The organism is Halolamina salina (genome assembly GCF_054653455.1).
Genome location: NZ_BAAIGE010000002.1, coordinates 1,731,846 through 1,748,371, shown reverse-complemented (window position 1 = coordinate 1,748,371; position 16,526 = coordinate 1,731,846). Strand labels below are relative to the sequence as shown.

The window sequence follows — 16,526 nt, the reverse complement described above, 5'->3', positions numbered from 1 at the left end:
AAACGACGGTGGTCCGACCGCCGCGGCCGGTGGTTCGCACACCCCCGAAAGGCATATACTCCACCGTTTGGTAGACCCTCCCATGCCCGACGAGAGTGGCCTGCCGGAGGTGGCATCGGAGCCGGTCGAACCCGCCGACGACGGTTTCGAGACGGTCGAGTCCTACGAGGTCGACGGTGGGGTGGTCCTCTACGACGCCGAGGCGCCGCTGGCGTGGCTCCGGAGCGACGCGGCGGTGTCGCTCGGGGATCGACGCTGAGACGACTGCGAACCCTTTTGCCGGTCGGTCGGGGAGTGGGAGGCGTGAGCGACGACGACCCCGTCGAGACGTTCGTGGAGGAGACGTTCGACGGCGAGGACGACGGGGTCTCGGCCCCGGAGACGCGGGACATGGAGGCCGAACTCCACGAACGGACCGGAACGAACGCCGGCGGTGAGGAGGAGCTGACCGAGGTCGACTCCGAGACGGCGACCGCGTTCTGGGGGGCGGTGATCTACGTTAACGCCGGCGTGCTGCTGATCGCGCTCGGTCCGACGGTGTACGCGCTCCGCGGCTACCCCCTCGTTTCGGCGGGGCTGGTCGCCGGGGGCGTGCTCGCGCTGGCGCGTGCGTACTGGGTGTACCGTCGGTTCGCTGCCGGCGACGAGGAAGGGGAGGCGGAAGACGCCGACGCTGTCGGCGACGCTGCCGACATCGGGGATGGCGACGACACGTGAGGCCCGGAAGCGTTTTGCGCGGCCACCGGCTACCGACGAGCGATGCGACCGGTCGAGACTCCCGACGGCCAGCGCCACCTGTTGCTCTCCCAGTCCGAGGGGACGGCACGGCTCCGTGACCCCGCGACCGGCGAGGAGCGAACCGTCGACGTGGACGTCCTCGAACCGGTCGGGGACGGGGCGTTGAGCGTCGCCGCCGAGGGTGTCCCCGAACCGGTTCGACGGGTCGTGACGGCCGCCCACGACGAGCGCGCGCTGGGCGTGCTGGTGACGCTGGTCGACAGCGGTCCGACCGCTGTCGTCGACCTGCTCTCCTACGCCGGACTGTGTGAGAGCGACTTCAACGGCCTGTTCGCCGAACTCCGCGCGGCGGGCCTGGTCACGACGTGTGAGGTCGCCGGCGAGCGCGGCTACGAGGCGACCGAAACTGCCGAAGAAGCCGTGGCGCTGCTACGCGACGACGCTTAGTCGTCCCCGCTCTCCAGCAGTGCCGCAGCACCGGACAGCGTCGCTGCGTCCTCCCGCCGTGCGGTCGAGCGGTTCGTGGTCGTGTCCTTCTCGACGGTGACCAGTTCGTCGGCCGCGTCGACCAACTCCTCGTCGTGGCTCACGATCAGGATCTGTCGCACGCCGAACCCGCGCATCTCCTCGACCAGATCGACGAGCCGGGAGACGTGGCCGGCGTCGAGGAACACTGTCGGCTCGTCGAGGATCAGCGGCGGCGTCGGCGCCGCGCCCTCGATCCCCTCCGAGAGCAGCCGGTAGATCGCACACCGCAGCGAGAGGTTGAACAGCGCGCGCTCGCCGCCGGAGAGCTGATCGGGCGACAGCGGCGTGCCGTCCTTCTGGTAGACGGTGAGTTCGTACTCGCCGTCGAGCTCGATGTGTGAGTAGGCGTCGTTGCCGTACGCGAGGTCGAACGTCTCGTTCAGCATCCGTTCGAGGCTCTCGACGTTCCGCTGGCGGAGCTCCGCCCGCAGGTCGCCGTACGTCTGCTCCAACTGCTCGGTCTCCTCGTGGAGCGACTCCAGATCGGCCACCGTCTCGGCCAGCGCCTCGCGGTCCTCTCGAAGCTCCTCCAGCTCCCGAATCTCGTTCTCGACGCTCCCGATCTCGCCGGTGAGCTCGTCGCGCTGTTCGGCCAGCGAGTCGAGCTTGGCCTCGACTTTCTCGAGGTACTCCTCGGCGCTCTCCCGCTGCTCGCGCGCCTGCTCGACGCGCTCGCGGTCGAACGCCTCCCGGAGGTCGTCGCGGCGCGCCCGCAGGTCGTCCAGCCGGTCCCGGCGCTCGTCGGCGATCTCGGCCTTGCTCTCCCGGCGCTCGCGCAGGCGGTCGATCTCCTCCTCGGCGTCGTCGATGGCGTCGAGCGTCTCCTCGACGGCGTCGAGTCGCTCGCGGCGCTCCTCGATTGCGTCGAGCCCCTCGTCCAGTTCGGCGACCTGTTCGCGGGCCTCCTCGGCAGCGTCGGCTTTCTCCTCGGCGTCGGCTTCGGTTTCCTCGGCGTCGGCTTCGAGTTCGTCTGCCGCCTCGAGGAGCTCTTCCGCCTCCGCACGGTCGCTCTCGATTTCGGCTTCGAGCTCCTCGACGCGCTCGGTCATTGTCTCGCGGCGCTCGCTGAGCATCTCCGCGCGGCTCTCGGCCTCGACGAGGGACTCGGCGTCCTCGATGTCGGCTTTCAGCTCCTCCTTCCGGCCGTTGAGCTTCCCGAGCCGGGCGGACAGTGCCTCGACGCGCTCGCGGTCCGCTTCCAGCGTGTCGACGTGCGGGGAGTCCTCGACCGGCTGGCCGCACTCGGGGCAGTGGCCTTCCTCGAGCAGTTCTTCGGCCTCCTCGACGCGGTCCCGGGCGGACGCGAGATCCCCGACCGTCTCCTCGATCTCGGCCTGTCGCTCGTCGAGCTCCTCGCGGAGCGACTCGCGGTGGGTCTCGGCCTCGCCCATCTCGACTGGCGCGTCGGCGAACCGGGCCTCGATCTCCTCGCGCTCCCGGGTCACCTCGTCGAGCTCGTCCCGCAGGTCGTCGCGGTCGGCCTCGGCGTCGTCGGCTTCCTGCTCGAGTTCGTCGGCGCGCTCCCGCTTCTCGGTCGCTTGCTCGCGCAGCCGCTCGGCCTCGTCTTCGAGGCTCTCGGCGTCGCTCTCGAGGCTCGTGACTCGATCGCGCTGCTCCTGTCGCTGCTCGCGGAGGTCCGCCTCGCGTTCGTCGAGTTCCTCGCGAGCCGCGGCGACGGCGTCCTCAGTCGCGGCGTCGATGCCAGCGTCATCGGCGAGGTCGTCGAGTTCGGCCTCGCGCTCGTCGATCCGCTCGCGGATCTCGGTGATCTCTTCGAGCAATTCCTCGCGCTCGCTTTCGGTCTCGCGGATCGACGCCTCCAACTCCTCGATCTCCTCGTTCAGCTCTTCGAGTTCGCTCTCCCGTTCCTCGGCCTGCTCGATGATGGACTCGGCCTCGTCTCTGGTCTCTCTCGCGTCCTCGCGGTTCCCCTCGAAGCGCTCGATCTCGTCGTCGAGTTCGGAGAGCTCGCTCTCCAGTTCGTTGAGCCGGTCGTGGAGCTCCTTCGCCTCCTTCCGCTCGATCTGTTCATCGAGCTTGTTCAGACCGCCGCGCTTGTCCGCGAGCACGTCCTCGACGCCGAGGCGGGCGTCGCGGGCCCGCTCGCGGTACTCCTCCAGCTTCCCGAGCTGGAGCAGGTCGTCGATCATCTCCTGGCGCTCCCGGGGGGAGGCGTTGATCAGCCGGTTCACCTCGCCCTGGCGGATGTACGCGCAGTTGCGGAACGCCTCGCTGTCCATCCGGAGCAGCTCCTCGCCGACGAACTCCCGCACGTCGCGGGCACCTTCGACGGTCGTGTCGGCCCCCTCCAGCACGCAGGTCCGGGTCGAGATCGACCCGCCGGAACGCCGGAGCTCTCGAGTGATCTTGTACTCCTCGCCGGCGTGGGTGAACCACAGCTCCACGTCGGTCTCGTCGGCGCCGGTGGTGACCGCGTCGTCGAGCGTCCCGTCCAGCGCCTTCGAGCCGTACAGGGCGAAGAAGCAGGCCTCCAGTAGCGACGACTTCCCGGAGCCGTTCAGCCCGTGGATCACGGTCACGCCGTCGGTGAACTGCAGGTCGGTGTCGGCGTACGGCTTGAAGTTCCGGAGCCGCAGGCGGTCGAACTTCACAGGTACTCCTCCATGGTGCCCTGCTCCTCGTCGTCGGTCTGTAGGCTCGGTTCGTCGGCCTCGGCGTCGCCCTCGCTACCGCCATTTCCGTCGTCGCTGCCGTCCTCGCTCGCCTCCTCGTCCTCACCGGCCGGCTCGAACGCCGCCGGATCGTCGTCGAGCAGGTCAGTCACGCGGTTCCTCACTTCCTCGCGGACGTTCGCGTCGGCCACCTTGCTCTCCCGGACGGTTTCGTCGACGCCGCGGGCGGCCGTCGAGAGCCCCATCTCCGAGACGCGCTCCCTGACCGCCTCGTCCGGGTCGGCGAAGTTGACGCCGATCTCGGCCGCCTCCTCGATCTCCCGGCGGTCGGTGACGCGGACCAGTAAGGCTCCCTCCTCTTCACCGGCCTCCTCGACCGCCGCGGGCGTCACGGGCTCGCCCTCGCCAGTGATCTCGACGATACAGACCGCGTCCGCGAGGTCGTACTGGCGAACCTGCTCGCGCACGCGCTCGACGCCCTCGCCCTCGGCGAGGTCGACGGAGACGAACGCGAACGGTCGGGTGTCGAGGCTGCGCCGGCGGATGTCCACCTCGCCGTCGAACGTGACGAGGTTGTAGCCGCGGGCCTCCTCCTCGCTCGCGCTCGCGCGCTCGGTCGACCCGCAGTAGGTCACCCACGTCCCCGCGACCTCCGCGGTGTCGGCTTTGTGGTTGTCGCCGAGCAGCATCGCGTCGAACTCGACGTTCGCTTCCCCGAGCACGGTCTCGGTGTCCCACTCGCCGAACTCGAAGGGGGTGAACAGGCCGTGGGAGACCAGCGCCGCGTGGGCGGCGTCGTGCTCCTCGAACTCGTAGTCGAGATCGTCCCGGCGCGATTCGGGCACCCAGTCGAGTCCGTAGAACGCGGTGTCACCGACGACGACGGGACTGTCGCGCAGCCGCGTCGCGAGCCCCGTCCCCTCGAACAGGTCCAGCCACTCGCCGGTCCGGGTGGCCTCGTGGTTGCCGACGATCGCGAGAAACGGGATGTCGGCGTCGTCCAACCGCCGCAGCGCGGAGAGTACGGCCATCAAGTCCGGCAGTTCGGGCCGGCGGTCGTGGAACAGGTCGCCGGCGTGGACCACCGCGTCGACGCCTTCCTCGATCGCGTCGTCGACCACGGCGTCGAACGCCCGGCGGAAGTCCGCCCGGCGCTCGGGGGAGTGGTACTGCTGGTAGCCCACGTGGGTGTCGCCCGTGTGTATCACCCGAGTCATCTGCCCCCGGCTACGACCCCTCCCGGGAAGAGCGTTGCGCGAGCGTGGTGGAAGTGGTCCGCGCCCCGCGGGGCCGCTGTTCGCCGGCGTCGTCGGCCGCATCACGGAACGCGTCGAGCGTCTCCAACACTGTCCGACCGCGGGCTGCGACGCCGTCCTCACCCGCCTTCTCGGCGGCGTCGACGGCGCGACGGAGCGCGGCTTCCCCGTCGTTGTCGACGAACGCCGCCGCACTATCGACGTCGCCGATCGCGACCTCGGCCTCGCCGACGGTTCGCTCGGGATCGTCGCCGTGCTGTCGGTGGCTGCCGTCGGCGAGCCGAGCCAGCGCTCGTGCGACGGCGTCCGGATCGGGCATGACTGGGGTAGCCGCGCCATCACACTTGAGTATCGGGGTGATACGAGACTCTGGATAAACAGATGCCAGCGTCGCTGTGTCGCCCGTTCCGTCGCCGGCGCGTTCCGACGCGACCCGAAGCCTCATAAGAGTCAGCCGCCTACGGTCTGCCAATGAGCGATACGGTTGACGACGTCGAACTCCCCTACGAGGAGACGGCGTCGCAACAGGAGAAGATCGAGTCCCTGCGTGACCGCCTCGAGGATCTGGAGGACCAGAACGAGCAGATGCGGGACAGCCTGCTGGACGCCAACGCCGAGAACAACAAGTACCAGCAGAAGCTCGAACGGCTCTCTCACGAGAACGAGAAGCTCAAGCAGTCGCCGCTGTTCGTCGCGACGGTGCAGGAGGTCAACGACGACGGCGTCGTGATCAAACAGCACGGCAACAACCAGGAGGCGCTGACGGAGGTCACCGACGAGATGCGCGAGGAGATCGAGCCCGACGACCGCGTCGCGGTGAACAACTCGCTGTCGGTCGTCCAGAAGCTCACCCGCGAGACGGACGTGCGGGCCCGCGTGATGCAGATCGACCACTCGCCGGACGTCACCTACGCCGACATCGGCGGCCTCGAAGACCAGATGCGCGAGGTGCGCGAGACGGTCGAACTCCCGCTCCAGCAGCCCGGGACGTTCGACAAGGTGGGGATCCAGCCGCCGAGTGGCATCCTGCTCCACGGCCCGCCGGGGACGGGGAAGACGATGCTCGCGAAGGCCGTCGCGAACGAGACCGACGCGAGCTTCATCAAGATGGCCGGCTCCGAACTCGTCCACAAGTTCATCGGCGAGGGCGCAAAGCTCGTCCGCGACCTGTTCGAGGTCGCCCGCGAGAACGAGCCTGCGGTGATCTTCATCGACGAGATCGACGCCATCGCCTCCAAGCGGACGGACTCGAAGACCTCCGGCGACGCCGAGGTCCAGCGGACGATGATGCAGCTGCTCTCGGAGATGGACGGCTTCGACGAGCGCGGCGACATCCGCATCATCGCCGCGACCAACCGCTTCGACATGCTCGACGAGGCGATCCTCCGCCCCGGCCGCTTCGACCGCCTCATCGAGGTGCCCAAGCCCGACGCCGAGGGCCGCGAGCTCATCTTCCAGATCCACACTCGCGACATGAACGTCTCCGAGGACGTGGACTTCGCCGAGCTCGCCGAGATGGCCGAGGACGCCTCCGGCGCCGACGTGAAGGCGATCTGTACCGAGGCGGGGATGTTCGCGATCCGCGACGACCGCACCGAGATCGAGGAGCGCGACTTCGTCGAGGCCTGGGAGAAGCTCCAGAGCAGCGAGACGGTGGAGACGGGCGACTCCCCGGCGTTCGCCTGATCCAGCCGGCCGCTTCCCGGACTGAACCGCCCGCTTTTTCCGCGCCGCCGTCGCTCGCGTCGCTATGGTCGACGACCATTCCATGCCCGAACAGCGCGAGGTCGCCCGGTTCATCGAGGAGAATGGGATGACTGCCCCGCCGGCGTATCGCCTGCTCGACCTCGCCGCCGAGGTGGGCGAGGTCGCGGCCGACGCCGCGAAATCCAGCGAGTACGGCGACGATCCCGACTCGCTTTCGGTCCCCGAGGACGAGATCGGCGACGCGCTGTTCGCGCTCTTAGCGCTCGCCGAGGAGCTGGAAACTGACGCCGGTCGCGCGCTGGAAACGTCGCTCTCGAAGTACGAGGCGCGCATCGACGCCGGCGGCGACGCCGGCTCGGGCGCTTAGAGCAGGAAGAAGACCGCGGTCGGCACCCCGAACAGCAGCACCGTCATGCCGACCAGAATCAGCCCGTAGCCGCCGAGGGCGCCCGCAAGCGCGCGCCACGAGGGGTGCTCGATGTCCATACTCGATTCCGGGGCGCGACGGGACTTAGTTCTCCCGACCGCGTTCAGCCGATGTAGCGTAGCTCCTCGTCGCCGGAGACGCCGCCGCCGCTGCCCTCCTGCATCTGCTGGATCTTTCCGACGACCTCCTCCATCTCCTCGGCGCGCTTCTCCAGGGCGGCGAAGTTCACGCGGAAGTCGAGCTGCCGTTCCAGCGTCTCCAGCACCGCCTGTGCGCTCTTGGGGTCGACGAGGTAGCCGCTGGTCTCCCCCATCAGGCAGGCCACGTCGAGGCCGCGCCGGCCGCCGAGGCCGAGCAGCAGCCCCGAGACGCCGACGATGCCGCCGGCGGGCTCGTCGCCGCGGAACTCCACGCCCGCGTCGGCGAGCGAGTCGGTGAGCTCGCCGTCGCTGACGGCGCCGAGGACGTTGTGCTCCTCGATGAGTTCGCCGGTCGGGACGCCGCCCAGCGCGTACGCCTCCTCGACGCCGAACCCCTCGGCTACGTCGAGGAACGCCTCCGTGAGCTGGTAGTGGCCCTTGTTGCTCCCGGCCTGATGGTTCCCCGTGAGGACGAGCAGGTCGCGGTCGGTCGGGACGGTGCCGGGGTCGTCTTCCTCGGCCTCGTCCTCCTCGACCTCCTCCTCGTCGGCCTCTTCCTCGCCGCCGTCGGCGAGTGCGTCACCTTCGGGGTTCTCGTCGCTTTCGTCCTCGTCGTCCTCGCTCTCTGCGTCCTCGTCTTCCACGTCGGTAGGGGTCGGCGAGGAGAGATCGACCGCGTGGAAGGAGGCGTGGGTCAGCGAGGCGACGCCGTCGTCGTCGACGTCGACCTGCGGGGGGAACTCGTCTGCGTACACCCGCCGGACGAGCGTGCTCTCGAACTCCTCGAGCAGGTGCTCGGCGGCGAGCTTGCCGACGTGGCCGACGCCGGGCAGCCCCTCGACGAGCACGGGGTCGCGGAGCTCGGGGTCTGCGACCGTCTCGATATCGATGGGATCCATACCCGCGAATGGTCTCTCGGCGGGTAAAGGTACGTCGAAACCCTCAGTTCGTGTCGGGGCCGGCGTCGCGCGCCCGCCGGCGGTACTCGCCGTAGGGGTCGGCGGGATCGAACGACGCCGGGGCGGAGTTGACCGCCTCCGCACCGCACTCCGGACACGTCGAAGAAAGCGTGTAGACGGGTCGATCGTGATTGCCCGACCCGCCTGCTCGGTCCGGGTCGTCTTCGGACCTCCACGCCGAGCAGACGCGGATGTCCGACTTCGTCATTCTTCGGGCTCGTTGCGCTCGCGGTGGTACTCCGCTGTACCGCCGCGCTCCTCGATGGCCGTCTCGGCACGTGCCGCCGCGCCCTCGAGCTCCGATTCGGCGGTCTTGTAGTCGGGCGCCTGCACCTCGATGCGGTACTCCGGCGCGCCGACGTAGGAGACTTCGAGCTCGATCTCCTCGGGGACCTCGTGGTCGCCGTCGCCCTCGGCGGCCCGCAGCGCGGCCTTCACGTCGTCGACGCCCTCGGGACCGGGCGAGCGGATGTCGACGTAGCCGGTGACGTTGACGTACGGCACCGAGACGTTCTCGCGGGCGGTCTGGACGACCGCCTGGGCGGCCTCGTCGTCGAGGTCGATGTCGTCGAGCGCCTCCATCCCGTGGACGGCGGCCTCCTCGAACGCCTCGTACAGGGAGTCGTACTCGGCGGTCAGCGCCTCGACCACGTCCTCACGCTCGTGGTCCTCGCCGAAGGCGAGCTCCATCCACTTGTCGGCCTTCTGCTGGTTCTTCCACTCCTGGATCGTCTGCTTGCGCTGGTGCTCGTTGACGTCCTTCAGCGAGAGGTCGACCTGTTGGGCCGACTCGTCGACTTCGAGCACCTTCGCGACGACCGTGCGGCCGACGCTGACGTGGTCGCGGACGTTCTTGATCCAGCCCGAAGCGACCTCCGAGACGTGGACCAGCCCGCGGTGCTCGTACCCCTCCATGTCGACGAACACGCCGAAGTCGGCGATCTCGTCGACCGTGCCGACGACGAGCTCACCCGGCTCGGGCCACTCGTTCCCCGCCATCAGGTGTTATCGCGCCTCGACGGTGTCGGCGACCTCGCCGTTGATCTCCGCCTTCCCGCCGGTGGGGGTCGCCAGCGTGGTGCCACAGACGGCGCAGTTGACCGTCGTGGCGGCCTTCTGGAACAGCACCTGCTCGTTCTCACAGTCCGGACAGACGACTTCGAGGAAGCTCCCCGTCATTCCTGGAACTCCAGGCGGCCGGTCCGCCACCCCTCTCGCATGTGCGCCTTGTTGCAGTCCGAGCAGATGTACTTCAGGTGGGTCTTCTTGGTCGGCTTGTTGCCGGCCGGCACCTTCGAGAACTTCCCGGAGTTCCCGATGACCTTCGTGCCGCGCTTCTGCTGGCGGGCGGCCCACTTCATCCCGGTCTGGCGGCCGGATCGAACCTTCTCGACCTCGTGTTCGTGGTGGGCGTCACAGTGCGGACAGTACGTGTTCATGCGGCGTGGCATCTCCATGGATATTCGCCTCTTGTCGGCGAATTCGAGAGCGTAGCTTAAAACCCGTTTGGTCTCGACCGATGGGGGAGCGAAGCGGTTAAGGAGCGAGTGGCCGAACTCCGGCGCATGAAGCAGCTCATCGTCCACGGCGACGCGGGGTTCCGACGCGACGACGTGATCGAGGTCGACGGGGAGGAGCTGGTCTGTTTCGGCGTGAACAAACAGGGCGACTGGCACGGCCCGGACGAGCCCCAGATGTGGTGTACGGTCGGCACCGAAGACGAGCGCGAGAAGTACGACAAGCGACAGTACGTCCCCAACTGGCTCGACACCGAGAGCGTCGACGCCGAGGACGTCGAGATCCTGAGCGAGAAGAACCCGCTGAACGTTTAACGCCGACTACGGCGCGTGACCTATCGAGGCTTCCGTGCCTCGATCGTGGAGCGCCATGCCGTAGTCGTGTGAAGACCGATCGCGGCTGGCGACCTGTCACGAACTCCGTGTCGTAACACCGGAGCGCCACGCCGCGATCGTGTAAGCGACTATCTTTCTCTCGGCCGCCGCATCACGCCGGCAGCTCCTCGGCCGTCACCTCGTACACCACCACGTCGCCGTGGGTGAACACGGGCTCGTACCCGGCCCGGTCCGAGAAGTTCACCAGCTCGTCGCCGTAGCGGTTCCGCTCGGCGCTGCCGACCCAGACGTAGCGCACGTCGTGCTCGCGGATCACCGACGCGGCATCGGCGGGCGACCCCGTGTAGAGCGCGTCGACGGCGTCGACGCGGGCGTCGTACGCCTCGCTGCCGCGGTAGCCGACCTCGTGTGCCCAGCCGACGACCGTGGGCACGCCAGTCAGGCTGGACGCGATCGCGGAGTTCCAGTTGTACATCCCGGGCGTGCCGCCCTGTCCGGGCGCCGAGACGATCACCGTCTCCCCGTCGGCCGTGCGGTCGAGCCAGTCGACCGCCGCCAGCTCGTCATCCTCGTACCACGACGGCATCTCAGTCGCGTCGAGCGTCGGGTCGCTCGCGCCGGCGAAGTGGCCCGAGAGCGCGAACCCCCCGTAGAGCGACGTCGAGATCACGAGCAGCGCGACGAACGCGGGAACCGCGACGCCTCGACCGAACGCGGGACGCTCCGCGTTCTCGACCGCCCGTTTCGCGCCACCGAGCAGCCCGGCGACCGCCGCGCCCGCGCCGACGCTCCACAGCACCCAGACCTGCATGTACGTCTTGAACACCGTGTTCATCCGGAGCGGGCCGGCCTGCTCGCTGACGTAGACGAACTCCACGATCGTCACCAGCCCCGCGCCGGCGACGATCAGCACCGTCTCGTAGCCGGCGTCGCGGAACCGCAGCACCGCCCAGCCGACGACCAGCAGCGGGAGCGTGAACGCCAGCACGTCGAGCGGGAGCGTCACGGCGACGCCCCCGACGCCGAGCACGCCAGTCACCAGCGGCAGTCGCTGGTCATCACGCAGCCGCGAGAGCAGGAACAGCCCGAACACGAGCAGGAACGCCCCGTGGACCGCGAACAGTTCGAGGACGCCACTCCGGGCCGCCGCGGGGAGGAGCGCGATCGTCCGCTCGCTCCCGCCGGTCATCGTCCGCGTCAGGAACGGGAGCGCCAGCACGCCCGCGACCGCGACGAGCCCGCCGACGACGCCGAGCGGGACGAGCAGCCGTTCGAGTTCGGCGAGCGCGCGGTCCCCGCCGTCGCCCAGCGAGTCGGCTGCTCGCTGCCGTCCCGCGCGAACGCGCTCGGCCGCAGGCTCGGGGAGGAGTGCAGTCGGGTCGGCCGGGGCGAGCGCGAGCGCGAGGTAGGTGACGCCGAACACGGAGGGGAAGCTCCAAGTGCTCGTGACGATCTGGAAGAAGCCGAGCAGCGGGACGACCGCGAGCAGTCCGAGCCGTCGGCGACGCTCCTCGGCCGGCGTCAGGTAGAGCGCGAACCCCAGCGCCGCCGCGAGCAGGAGGAACGGGGTGCCCATCATGTGGGCGTGCATGTCGCCGTTGAGCCACGCGAACAGCGGGAACTCGTTGATCGTCGGGAACGTGTTGCCGTCGACGGTGTCGGTGATAACGCGGCTGGCGTTCCAGTAGCTGAACCCCTCGCCCGACAGCGGGAGCGCCTCGATCCCGGGCGCGAGCGACGATCGCAGCCCCGGGGGAAGGAAGCCGAGGAGGAGGCGCCCCACGGTCGCGAAGTTGCTCGCGATTCCGACGAAGAACGCGGCGAACGCGCCGGCGACCCCCGGCTTCCAGTCGCGTTCGGCGGCGACGTTCGCGGCGAGGTCGTACGCCGCGGTCACGAGCATCGCGTAGAACCCCGCGAGCGCGAGGTTGTACGCGAGTTCGGGCGCGCTGCCCGTCAGGATCGTCAGGATCGCCGCGAGCAGGTGGCCGCCGTAGTAGTACTGCACCGGCTCGCCCGCGAACCAGAAGTCCTCCGGCGGGAGCGTTCCCGACCGGAGCAGCGTCCGGAGCATCCCGTAGTCGAGGTACTTCTCGCCGCCGGCGGCGTGGACCGCGGGGTCGACGCTGCGGATCGCGATCAGGAACAGGAACGCCGCGACGAACACGACCGCCGCCTCGGCGACGGCACGGCGATCGACACCGATCCCCTCGGCGAGGCGGAGTTCGCCGTCCCGAATCGCCCCGCGGTCGAGGCCGAGGATGGCGGCGACGCCGACGAGAACCGCCAGTCCCGCAGCGACCGTGAGCGGGCCGAAAGAGAGCTTCCCGAGCCAGTACACCGGGAGCCAGATCGTCACCAGCGCGATCGGGAGCGCGAACCCCGCTCCGCCGCTCCGGAACCGGGAAAACAGCCGGGCCGCGATCGGGTAGCCGAGCACGGCGACCCCCGCGAAGACGGCCAGCCAGACGAGCACGGCGAGGTACTGCATTGCCGGAAGCCGCGGCCCCGACCGGGAAACCCCTTTCGGGTGGCGGCGCCGCCCCGCTCGAAACGCGTAACACGGCCGTCGCCGGACGTACCGGTGGGGATCGCGGAGGGCGACCCGTCCGGCGCTGTTTCTCGGTTCGGAAAGTATTGTTTTCGACTCCCGAAATACTCGGGGGGTGATGCGTAACGTTCATGGGTGCGACAGACCGATGTATGCGTACGAGGCTACGAATGGCTACACTCGAAATCAACAACCTACACGCCGAAGTCGCCGAGAACGGAGAGCGAATCCTCCGCGGGGTCGACCTCGAGGTCGAGTCCGGGGAGATCCACGCGCTGATGGGCCCGAACGGGTCCGGGAAGTCCACGACCGCCAAGGTCATCGCGGGCCATCCGGCCTACGAAGTGACCGAGGGCGAGATCAACCTCCACCTCGACGACGAAGACGTCGAGGACGTCGACGCCGACGAGGAGGACATGTCGTGGGACCTGCTCGACCTCGAACCCAACGAGCGGGCCGCGCTCGGGATCTTCCTCGCGTTCCAGTACCCCGCCGAGATCGAGGGGGTCACGATGACCAACTTCCTCCGACAGGCGCTCAACGCCAAACTCGAGGAGCGCGAGGAGCTCTTCGAGGACGAAGAGGAGGCGGAGGCCGACGACGACGAGGACGAGGGGTACGAGTCCTCGCCGATGGAGGGTCCCGCCGACGAGGGCGAGATCGGCGTCGCCGAGTTCCAGCAGATCCTGAGCGAGAAGATGGAGCTGCTGGACATGGACGAGTCCTTCGCGCAGCGCTACCTCAACGCCGGCTTCTCCGGCGGCGAGAAGAAGCAGAACGAGGTGCTGCAGGCGGCGATCCTCGAACCGTCGATCGCGGTGCTCGACGAGATCGACTCCGGGCTCGACATCGACCGCCTCAACGACGTGGCACAGGGCATCGAACGACTGCGTGACGAACAGGGCACCGGCGTCCTGCAGATCACCCACTACCAGCGGATCCTCGACTACGTCGAACCCGACCGCGTCCACGTGATGCTCGACGGCGAAGTCGTCATGGAGGGCGACGCCGAGCTCGCCGAGACGCTCGAGGAGAAGGGGTACGACTGGGTGCGCGAGCAGGTCTACGCATAAACCATGAGTTCAGACCAGGACCACCTACAACAGACCGACACCGAGGAGCGCTTCGACTTCAAGAAGGACTCCGAGGCCGCCTACGCGGCGGAGAAAGGGCTGACCGAGGAGACGATCCACGCGATCTCCGACGACAAGGACGAGCCCGACTGGATGCGCGAGCGCCGGCTGCGCGCGCTCAAGCAGTTCCAGGCGATGCCGATGCCGACCGACTGGCCGGGCCAGCCCGACCTGACGGAGATCGACATCGACGAGATCGTCCCGTACATCCGGCCGGACATCGAGACCCGCGGCGGGGTCGACGACTGGACCGACCTCCCCGACGAGATCAAGGACACCTTCGACAAGCTGGGCATCCCCGAGGCCGAGAAGAACGCGCTCTCGGGCGTCGGCGCCCAGTACGAGTCGGAGGTCGTCTACCAGAACATGCTGGAGCGCTGGGAGGACAAGGGCGTCATCTTCTGCAACATGGACGAGGCCGTGCGCGAGCACGAGGAGCTCGTCAAGGAGCACTTCATGACGGACTGTGTCCCCCCGAGCGACAACAAGTTCGCGGCGCTGCACGGCGCCATCTGGTCGGGCGGCTCGTTCGTCTACGTCCCCGAGGACGTGACCGTCGACATGCCCGTTCAGGCGTACTTCCGGATGAACTCCGAGGGGATGGGCCAGTTCGAGCACACGCTCATCATCGCCGAGGAGAACTCGGAGGTCCACTACATCGAGGGCTGTTCCGCCCCGAAGTACTCCGCGTTCAACCTCCACTCCGGCGGCGTCGAGGTGTACGTCGGCGAGAACGCCCACGTCCAGTACTCGACCGTCCAGAACTGGTCGAAGAACACGTACAACCTCAACACCAAGCGCGCCCTCGTCGAGCAGGACGGGCGCATGGAGTGGATCTCGGGCTCGATGGGCTCGAAGGCCACGATGCTCTACCCGTCGACGGTCCTCAAGGGCCGCGGCGCCAGCGACAACCACATCACTATCGCCTTCGCGGGCGAGGGGCAGGACATCGACACCGGCGCGAAGGTGTACCACAACGCGCCGGAGACGAAGTCCACCATCGAGTCGAAGTCCATCAGCAAGGACGGCGGCCGTACCAACTACCGCGGCCTCGTCCACATCGCCGACGGCGCCGAGAACTCCTCGACCGCCGTCGAGTGTGACGCGCTGATGTTCGACAACGAGTCGACCTCCGACACGATGCCGTACATGGAGATCAACGAGTCGAAGGTCGACGTGGCCCACGAGGCGACGGTGGGGAAGATCGGCGACGAGGACATCTTCTACCTCCAGACCCGCGGGCTGGACGACGACGACGCAAAGCAGATGATCGTCAGCGGCTTCATCGAGCCGATCACGGAGGAGCTCCCCATCGAGTACGCCGTGGAGCTGAACCGACTGGTCGAACTCGAGATGGAGGGGAGCCTCGGATAATGAGTGCGACCATCCAACAGGGCCTCACCGCGGACACCGTCCGCGAACTCTCCGAGGCCCGCGACGAGCCCGAGTGGCTGCTCGAACGCCGCCTCGACGCGCTCGACGCGCTCGAGGGGCTGGAGCTGCCGGACGTGATCCAGACGCCCGGCCGCCGGTGGACGAACCTCACCGACCTGCAGTTCGGGACGCTCGTCGACCCGCTGAACCAGGCCGACGAGACCGAGCGCGTCACCGCCGAGGGCGTCGAGGTGCTCGACTTCGAGACCGCCCTCGACGAGCACGAGGACCTCATCCGTGAGGAACTCGGTGCGACGCTCGACCCCCAGAGCAACTACCTCACCGCGCTGTCGGCCGCCCTGTTCACGACGGGGACGCTGATCTACGTCCCCGAGGGCGTCGACGCCGAGGACGTGAAGATCCGCACCGAGATGCGGTCGAACTCCCTGTTCAGCCACACGCTCGTGGTGACCGAGGAGAGTGCCTCCGTCACGATCCTCGAAGCGATCGACGACGAGGGGCCGACCGGCGACGAGGGGCGCTACTTCAGCAACCTCGTCGAGGTTTCGGCCGGCGCGAACTCGAACGTCCAGTTCGGCTCGCTGCAGGACCTCTCCGAGGACGCCTACTGCTACACGCTCAAGCACGGCGTGGCGGGCGACGACGCTACCATCGACTGGATCGAGGGCAACTTCGGCACCCAGATCACGCGGTCCGACGTCGAGACCGAGCTGAACGGCGAGGGCAGCGAGTCCCAGATCGTCGGCGCGTTCTTCGGCCACGAGGACCAGCACTTCGACCTCAACGCCCGCGTCTGGCACAACGCCGAGCACACGACCGCGGATCTCGTGACCCGCGGCGTGCTCGACGACACCGCACGCTCGGTGTACGAGGGCGTCCAGGACGTCGGCCGCGACGCCTGGGACACCTCCTCCTACCAGCGTGAGAACACCCTGATGCTGTCAGACGACAGCGAGGCCGACGCCTCGCCGAAGCTGATCATCAAGAACCACGACACCGAGGCCAGCCACTCCGCGACGGTCGGGCAGGTCGACCAGCAGGACCTGTTCTACATGACCTCCCGCGGGATCAGCCCGCGGCAGGCCCGAAACATGCTCGTGGAGGGCTTCTTCGTGCCCGTCCTCGAGGAGATCGCCGTCGAGGAGTTCCGCGACGACGTGCAGGATCTCGTCTACGAGCGCCTCGACTAAGCGGTTCTCGCGGCTC

19 protein-coding genes are annotated in these 16,526 nt (G+C 68.4%); 9 read left to right on the top strand and 10 right to left on the bottom strand.

The features are described 5' to 3' along the window. Nucleotides 1-82: 82 nt before the first annotated feature. The 3 genes from ACYQZ5_RS09430 to ACYQZ5_RS09420 are packed head-to-tail and all read left to right on the top strand — an operon-like array spanning nucleotide 83 to nucleotide 1,185. Nucleotides 83-259 carry a DUF7331 family protein gene (locus ACYQZ5_RS09430; RefSeq protein WP_379731408.1) on the top strand — a complete coding sequence of 59 codons (177 nt, stop codon included), beginning with the start codon at nucleotides 83-85 and terminating at the stop codon, nucleotides 257-259. Between the two features lie 44 nt (nucleotides 260-303). After that, on the top strand, nucleotides 304-717 hold the full coding sequence (locus ACYQZ5_RS09425) for a DUF7322 domain-containing protein (protein ID WP_379731407.1): 414 nt from the start codon (nucleotides 304-306) through the stop codon (nucleotides 715-717). 42 nt (nucleotides 718-759) lie between these two features. Then, nucleotides 760-1,185 carry a DUF7346 family protein gene (locus tag ACYQZ5_RS09420; RefSeq protein ID WP_379731406.1) on the top strand — a complete coding sequence of 142 codons (426 nt, stop codon included), beginning with the start codon at nucleotides 760-762 and terminating at the stop codon, nucleotides 1,183-1,185. Here the strand turns inward: ACYQZ5_RS09420 and rad50 are convergent. From rad50 to ACYQZ5_RS09405, 3 genes are read right to left on the bottom strand one after another with little or no spacing between them, the layout of a single operon-like run. Next, complete coding sequence (gene rad50 / locus ACYQZ5_RS09415) at nucleotides 1,182-3,878, bottom strand: DNA double-strand break repair ATPase Rad50 (RefSeq protein ID WP_459845955.1); 2,697 nt, start codon at nucleotides 3,876-3,878, stop codon at nucleotides 1,182-1,184. The two genes, ACYQZ5_RS09420 and rad50, sit on opposite strands and share 4 nt — an antisense overlap. Next, complete coding sequence (mre11, locus tag ACYQZ5_RS09410) at nucleotides 3,875-5,116, bottom strand: DNA double-strand break repair protein Mre11 (RefSeq protein WP_379732305.1); 1,242 nt, start codon at nucleotides 5,114-5,116, stop codon at nucleotides 3,875-3,877. Before mre11 ends, rad50 begins: the two co-directional genes overlap by 4 nt. A 10-nt stretch (nucleotides 5,117-5,126) precedes the next feature. Then, nucleotides 5,127-5,474, bottom strand: coding sequence for a DUF7966 family protein (locus ACYQZ5_RS09405; RefSeq protein WP_379818081.1), 348 nt, complete (start codon nucleotides 5,472-5,474; stop codon nucleotides 5,127-5,129). A 152-nt stretch (nucleotides 5,475-5,626) separates the two neighbouring features. Between ACYQZ5_RS09405 and pan1 the strand changes: the two genes are divergently transcribed. Together pan1 and ACYQZ5_RS09395 are read left to right on the top strand one after the other, a co-directional pair. Then, nucleotides 5,627-6,841, top strand: coding sequence for a proteasome-activating nucleotidase Pan1 (gene pan1 / locus ACYQZ5_RS09400; RefSeq protein ID WP_379732494.1), 1,215 nt, complete (start codon nucleotides 5,627-5,629; stop codon nucleotides 6,839-6,841). 82 nt (nucleotides 6,842-6,923) lie between these two features. Then, nucleotides 6,924-7,229 (top strand): MazG-like family protein, encoded by a 306-nt coding sequence (locus tag ACYQZ5_RS09395; protein ID WP_379732499.1) that lies wholly within the window; start codon nucleotides 6,924-6,926, stop codon nucleotides 7,227-7,229. Here ACYQZ5_RS09395 and ACYQZ5_RS09390 read toward each other — a convergent pair. The 6 genes from ACYQZ5_RS09390 to ACYQZ5_RS09365 are packed head-to-tail and all read right to left on the bottom strand — an operon-like array spanning nucleotide 7,226 to nucleotide 9,845. After that, nucleotides 7,226-7,348, bottom strand: a complete 123-nt coding sequence (locus ACYQZ5_RS09390) for a hypothetical protein (RefSeq protein WP_379732496.1) — start codon at nucleotides 7,346-7,348, stop codon at nucleotides 7,226-7,228. The two genes, ACYQZ5_RS09395 and ACYQZ5_RS09390, sit on opposite strands and share 4 nt — an antisense overlap. 44 nt (nucleotides 7,349-7,392) lie before the next feature. Continuing rightward, complete coding sequence (locus ACYQZ5_RS09385; protein WP_379818080.1) at nucleotides 7,393-8,328, bottom strand: PAC2 family protein; 936 nt, start codon at nucleotides 8,326-8,328, stop codon at nucleotides 7,393-7,395. A 43-nt stretch (nucleotides 8,329-8,371) separates the two neighbouring features. Further along, a complete protein-coding gene (locus ACYQZ5_RS09380) occupies nucleotides 8,372-8,596 on the bottom strand; it encodes an RNA-protein complex protein Nop10 (protein ID WP_379732078.1) in 225 nt (74 codons plus the stop codon). After that, nucleotides 8,593-9,387, bottom strand: coding sequence for a translation initiation factor IF-2 subunit alpha (locus ACYQZ5_RS09375; RefSeq protein WP_379732077.1), 795 nt, complete (start codon nucleotides 9,385-9,387; stop codon nucleotides 8,593-8,595). Before ACYQZ5_RS09375 ends, ACYQZ5_RS09380 begins: the two co-directional genes overlap by 4 nt. 6 nt (nucleotides 9,388-9,393) lie before the next feature. After that, entirely contained in the window at nucleotides 9,394-9,567 is a 174-nt protein-coding gene (locus ACYQZ5_RS09370; protein WP_379732076.1) for a 30S ribosomal protein S27e, read from the bottom strand. Beyond that, the gene (locus ACYQZ5_RS09365; RefSeq protein ID WP_379732075.1) at nucleotides 9,564-9,845 is read right to left on the bottom strand and encodes a 50S ribosomal protein L44e; all 282 of its coding nucleotides are present in this window, start codon (nucleotides 9,843-9,845) and stop codon (nucleotides 9,564-9,566) included. The genes ACYQZ5_RS09370 and ACYQZ5_RS09365 overlap by 4 nt, the downstream gene beginning before the upstream one ends. A gap of 108 nt (nucleotides 9,846-9,953) precedes the next feature. On the opposite strand from ACYQZ5_RS09365, the gene ACYQZ5_RS09360 reads away from it, so the two are divergent. Further along, nucleotides 9,954-10,220 carry an HAH_0734 family protein gene (locus tag ACYQZ5_RS09360; protein WP_379732074.1) on the top strand — a complete coding sequence of 89 codons (267 nt, stop codon included), beginning with the start codon at nucleotides 9,954-9,956 and terminating at the stop codon, nucleotides 10,218-10,220. 172 nt (nucleotides 10,221-10,392) lie between these two features. On the opposite strand, the gene ACYQZ5_RS09355 is transcribed toward ACYQZ5_RS09360, so the two are convergent. Continuing rightward, nucleotides 10,393-12,732, bottom strand: coding sequence for a DUF2298 domain-containing protein (locus ACYQZ5_RS09355; protein WP_459845950.1), 2,340 nt, complete (start codon nucleotides 12,730-12,732; stop codon nucleotides 10,393-10,395). A gap of 230 nt (nucleotides 12,733-12,962) precedes the next feature. Between ACYQZ5_RS09355 and ACYQZ5_RS09350 the strand changes: the two genes are divergently transcribed. Genes ACYQZ5_RS09350 through sufD form a run of 3 tightly spaced genes read left to right on the top strand, consistent with a single transcriptional unit; the run spans nucleotide 12,963 to nucleotide 16,510 of the window. Further along, nucleotides 12,963-13,865 (top strand): ABC transporter ATP-binding protein, encoded by a 903-nt coding sequence (locus ACYQZ5_RS09350; RefSeq protein WP_379731668.1) that lies wholly within the window; start codon nucleotides 12,963-12,965, stop codon nucleotides 13,863-13,865. A 3-nt stretch (nucleotides 13,866-13,868) separates the two neighbouring features. Further along, nucleotides 13,869-15,299 (top strand): Fe-S cluster assembly protein SufB, encoded by a 1,431-nt coding sequence (gene sufB, locus ACYQZ5_RS09345; RefSeq protein WP_379731667.1) that lies wholly within the window; start codon nucleotides 13,869-13,871, stop codon nucleotides 15,297-15,299. Beyond that, entirely contained in the window at nucleotides 15,299-16,510 is a 1,212-nt protein-coding gene (sufD, locus tag ACYQZ5_RS09340; protein ID WP_379731666.1) for a Fe-S cluster assembly protein SufD, read from the top strand. The genes sufB and sufD overlap by 1 nt, the downstream gene beginning before the upstream one ends. Nucleotides 16,511-16,526: the final 16 nt, after the last annotated feature.

Bases quoted from the DNA above. Each gene is read 5' to 3' on its own strand.
- ACYQZ5_RS09430 (WP_379731408.1), top strand. From the start codon at position 83: ATGCCCGACGAGAGTGGCCTGCCGGAGGTGGCATCGGAGCCGGTCGAA.
- ACYQZ5_RS09420 (WP_379731406.1), top strand. From the start codon at position 760: ATGCGACCGGTCGAGACTCCCGACGGCCAGCGCCACCTGTTGCTCTCC.
- mre11 (WP_379732305.1), bottom strand. From the start codon at position 5,116: ATGACTCGGGTGATACACACGGGCGACACCCACGTGGGCTACCAGCAG.
- ACYQZ5_RS09405 (WP_379818081.1), bottom strand. From the start codon at position 5,474: ATGCCCGATCCGGACGCCGTCGCACGAGCGCTGGCTCGGCTCGCCGAC.
- pan1 (WP_379732494.1), top strand. From the start codon at position 5,627: ATGAGCGATACGGTTGACGACGTCGAACTCCCCTACGAGGAGACGGCG.
- ACYQZ5_RS09395 (WP_379732499.1), top strand. From the start codon at position 6,924: ATGCCCGAACAGCGCGAGGTCGCCCGGTTCATCGAGGAGAATGGGATG.
- ACYQZ5_RS09390 (WP_379732496.1), bottom strand. From the start codon at position 7,348: ATGGACATCGAGCACCCCTCGTGGCGCGCGCTTGCGGGCGCCCTCGGC.
- ACYQZ5_RS09385 (WP_379818080.1), bottom strand. From the start codon at position 8,328: ATGGATCCCATCGATATCGAGACGGTCGCAGACCCCGAGCTCCGCGAC.
- ACYQZ5_RS09380 (WP_379732078.1), bottom strand. From the start codon at position 8,596: ATGACGAAGTCGGACATCCGCGTCTGCTCGGCGTGGAGGTCCGAAGAC.
- ACYQZ5_RS09375 (WP_379732077.1), bottom strand. From the start codon at position 9,387: ATGGCGGGGAACGAGTGGCCCGAGCCGGGTGAGCTCGTCGTCGGCACG.
- ACYQZ5_RS09370 (WP_379732076.1), bottom strand. From the start codon at position 9,567: ATGACGGGGAGCTTCCTCGAAGTCGTCTGTCCGGACTGTGAGAACGAG.
- ACYQZ5_RS09365 (WP_379732075.1), bottom strand. From the start codon at position 9,845: ATGGAGATGCCACGCCGCATGAACACGTACTGTCCGCACTGTGACGCC.
- ACYQZ5_RS09360 (WP_379732074.1), top strand. From the start codon at position 9,954: ATGAAGCAGCTCATCGTCCACGGCGACGCGGGGTTCCGACGCGACGAC.
- ACYQZ5_RS09355 (WP_459845950.1), bottom strand. From the start codon at position 12,732: ATGCAGTACCTCGCCGTGCTCGTCTGGCTGGCCGTCTTCGCGGGGGTC.
- ACYQZ5_RS09350 (WP_379731668.1), top strand. From the start codon at position 12,963: ATGGCTACACTCGAAATCAACAACCTACACGCCGAAGTCGCCGAGAAC.
- sufB (WP_379731667.1), top strand. From the start codon at position 13,869: ATGAGTTCAGACCAGGACCACCTACAACAGACCGACACCGAGGAGCGC.
- sufD (WP_379731666.1), top strand. From the start codon at position 15,299: ATGAGTGCGACCATCCAACAGGGCCTCACCGCGGACACCGTCCGCGAA.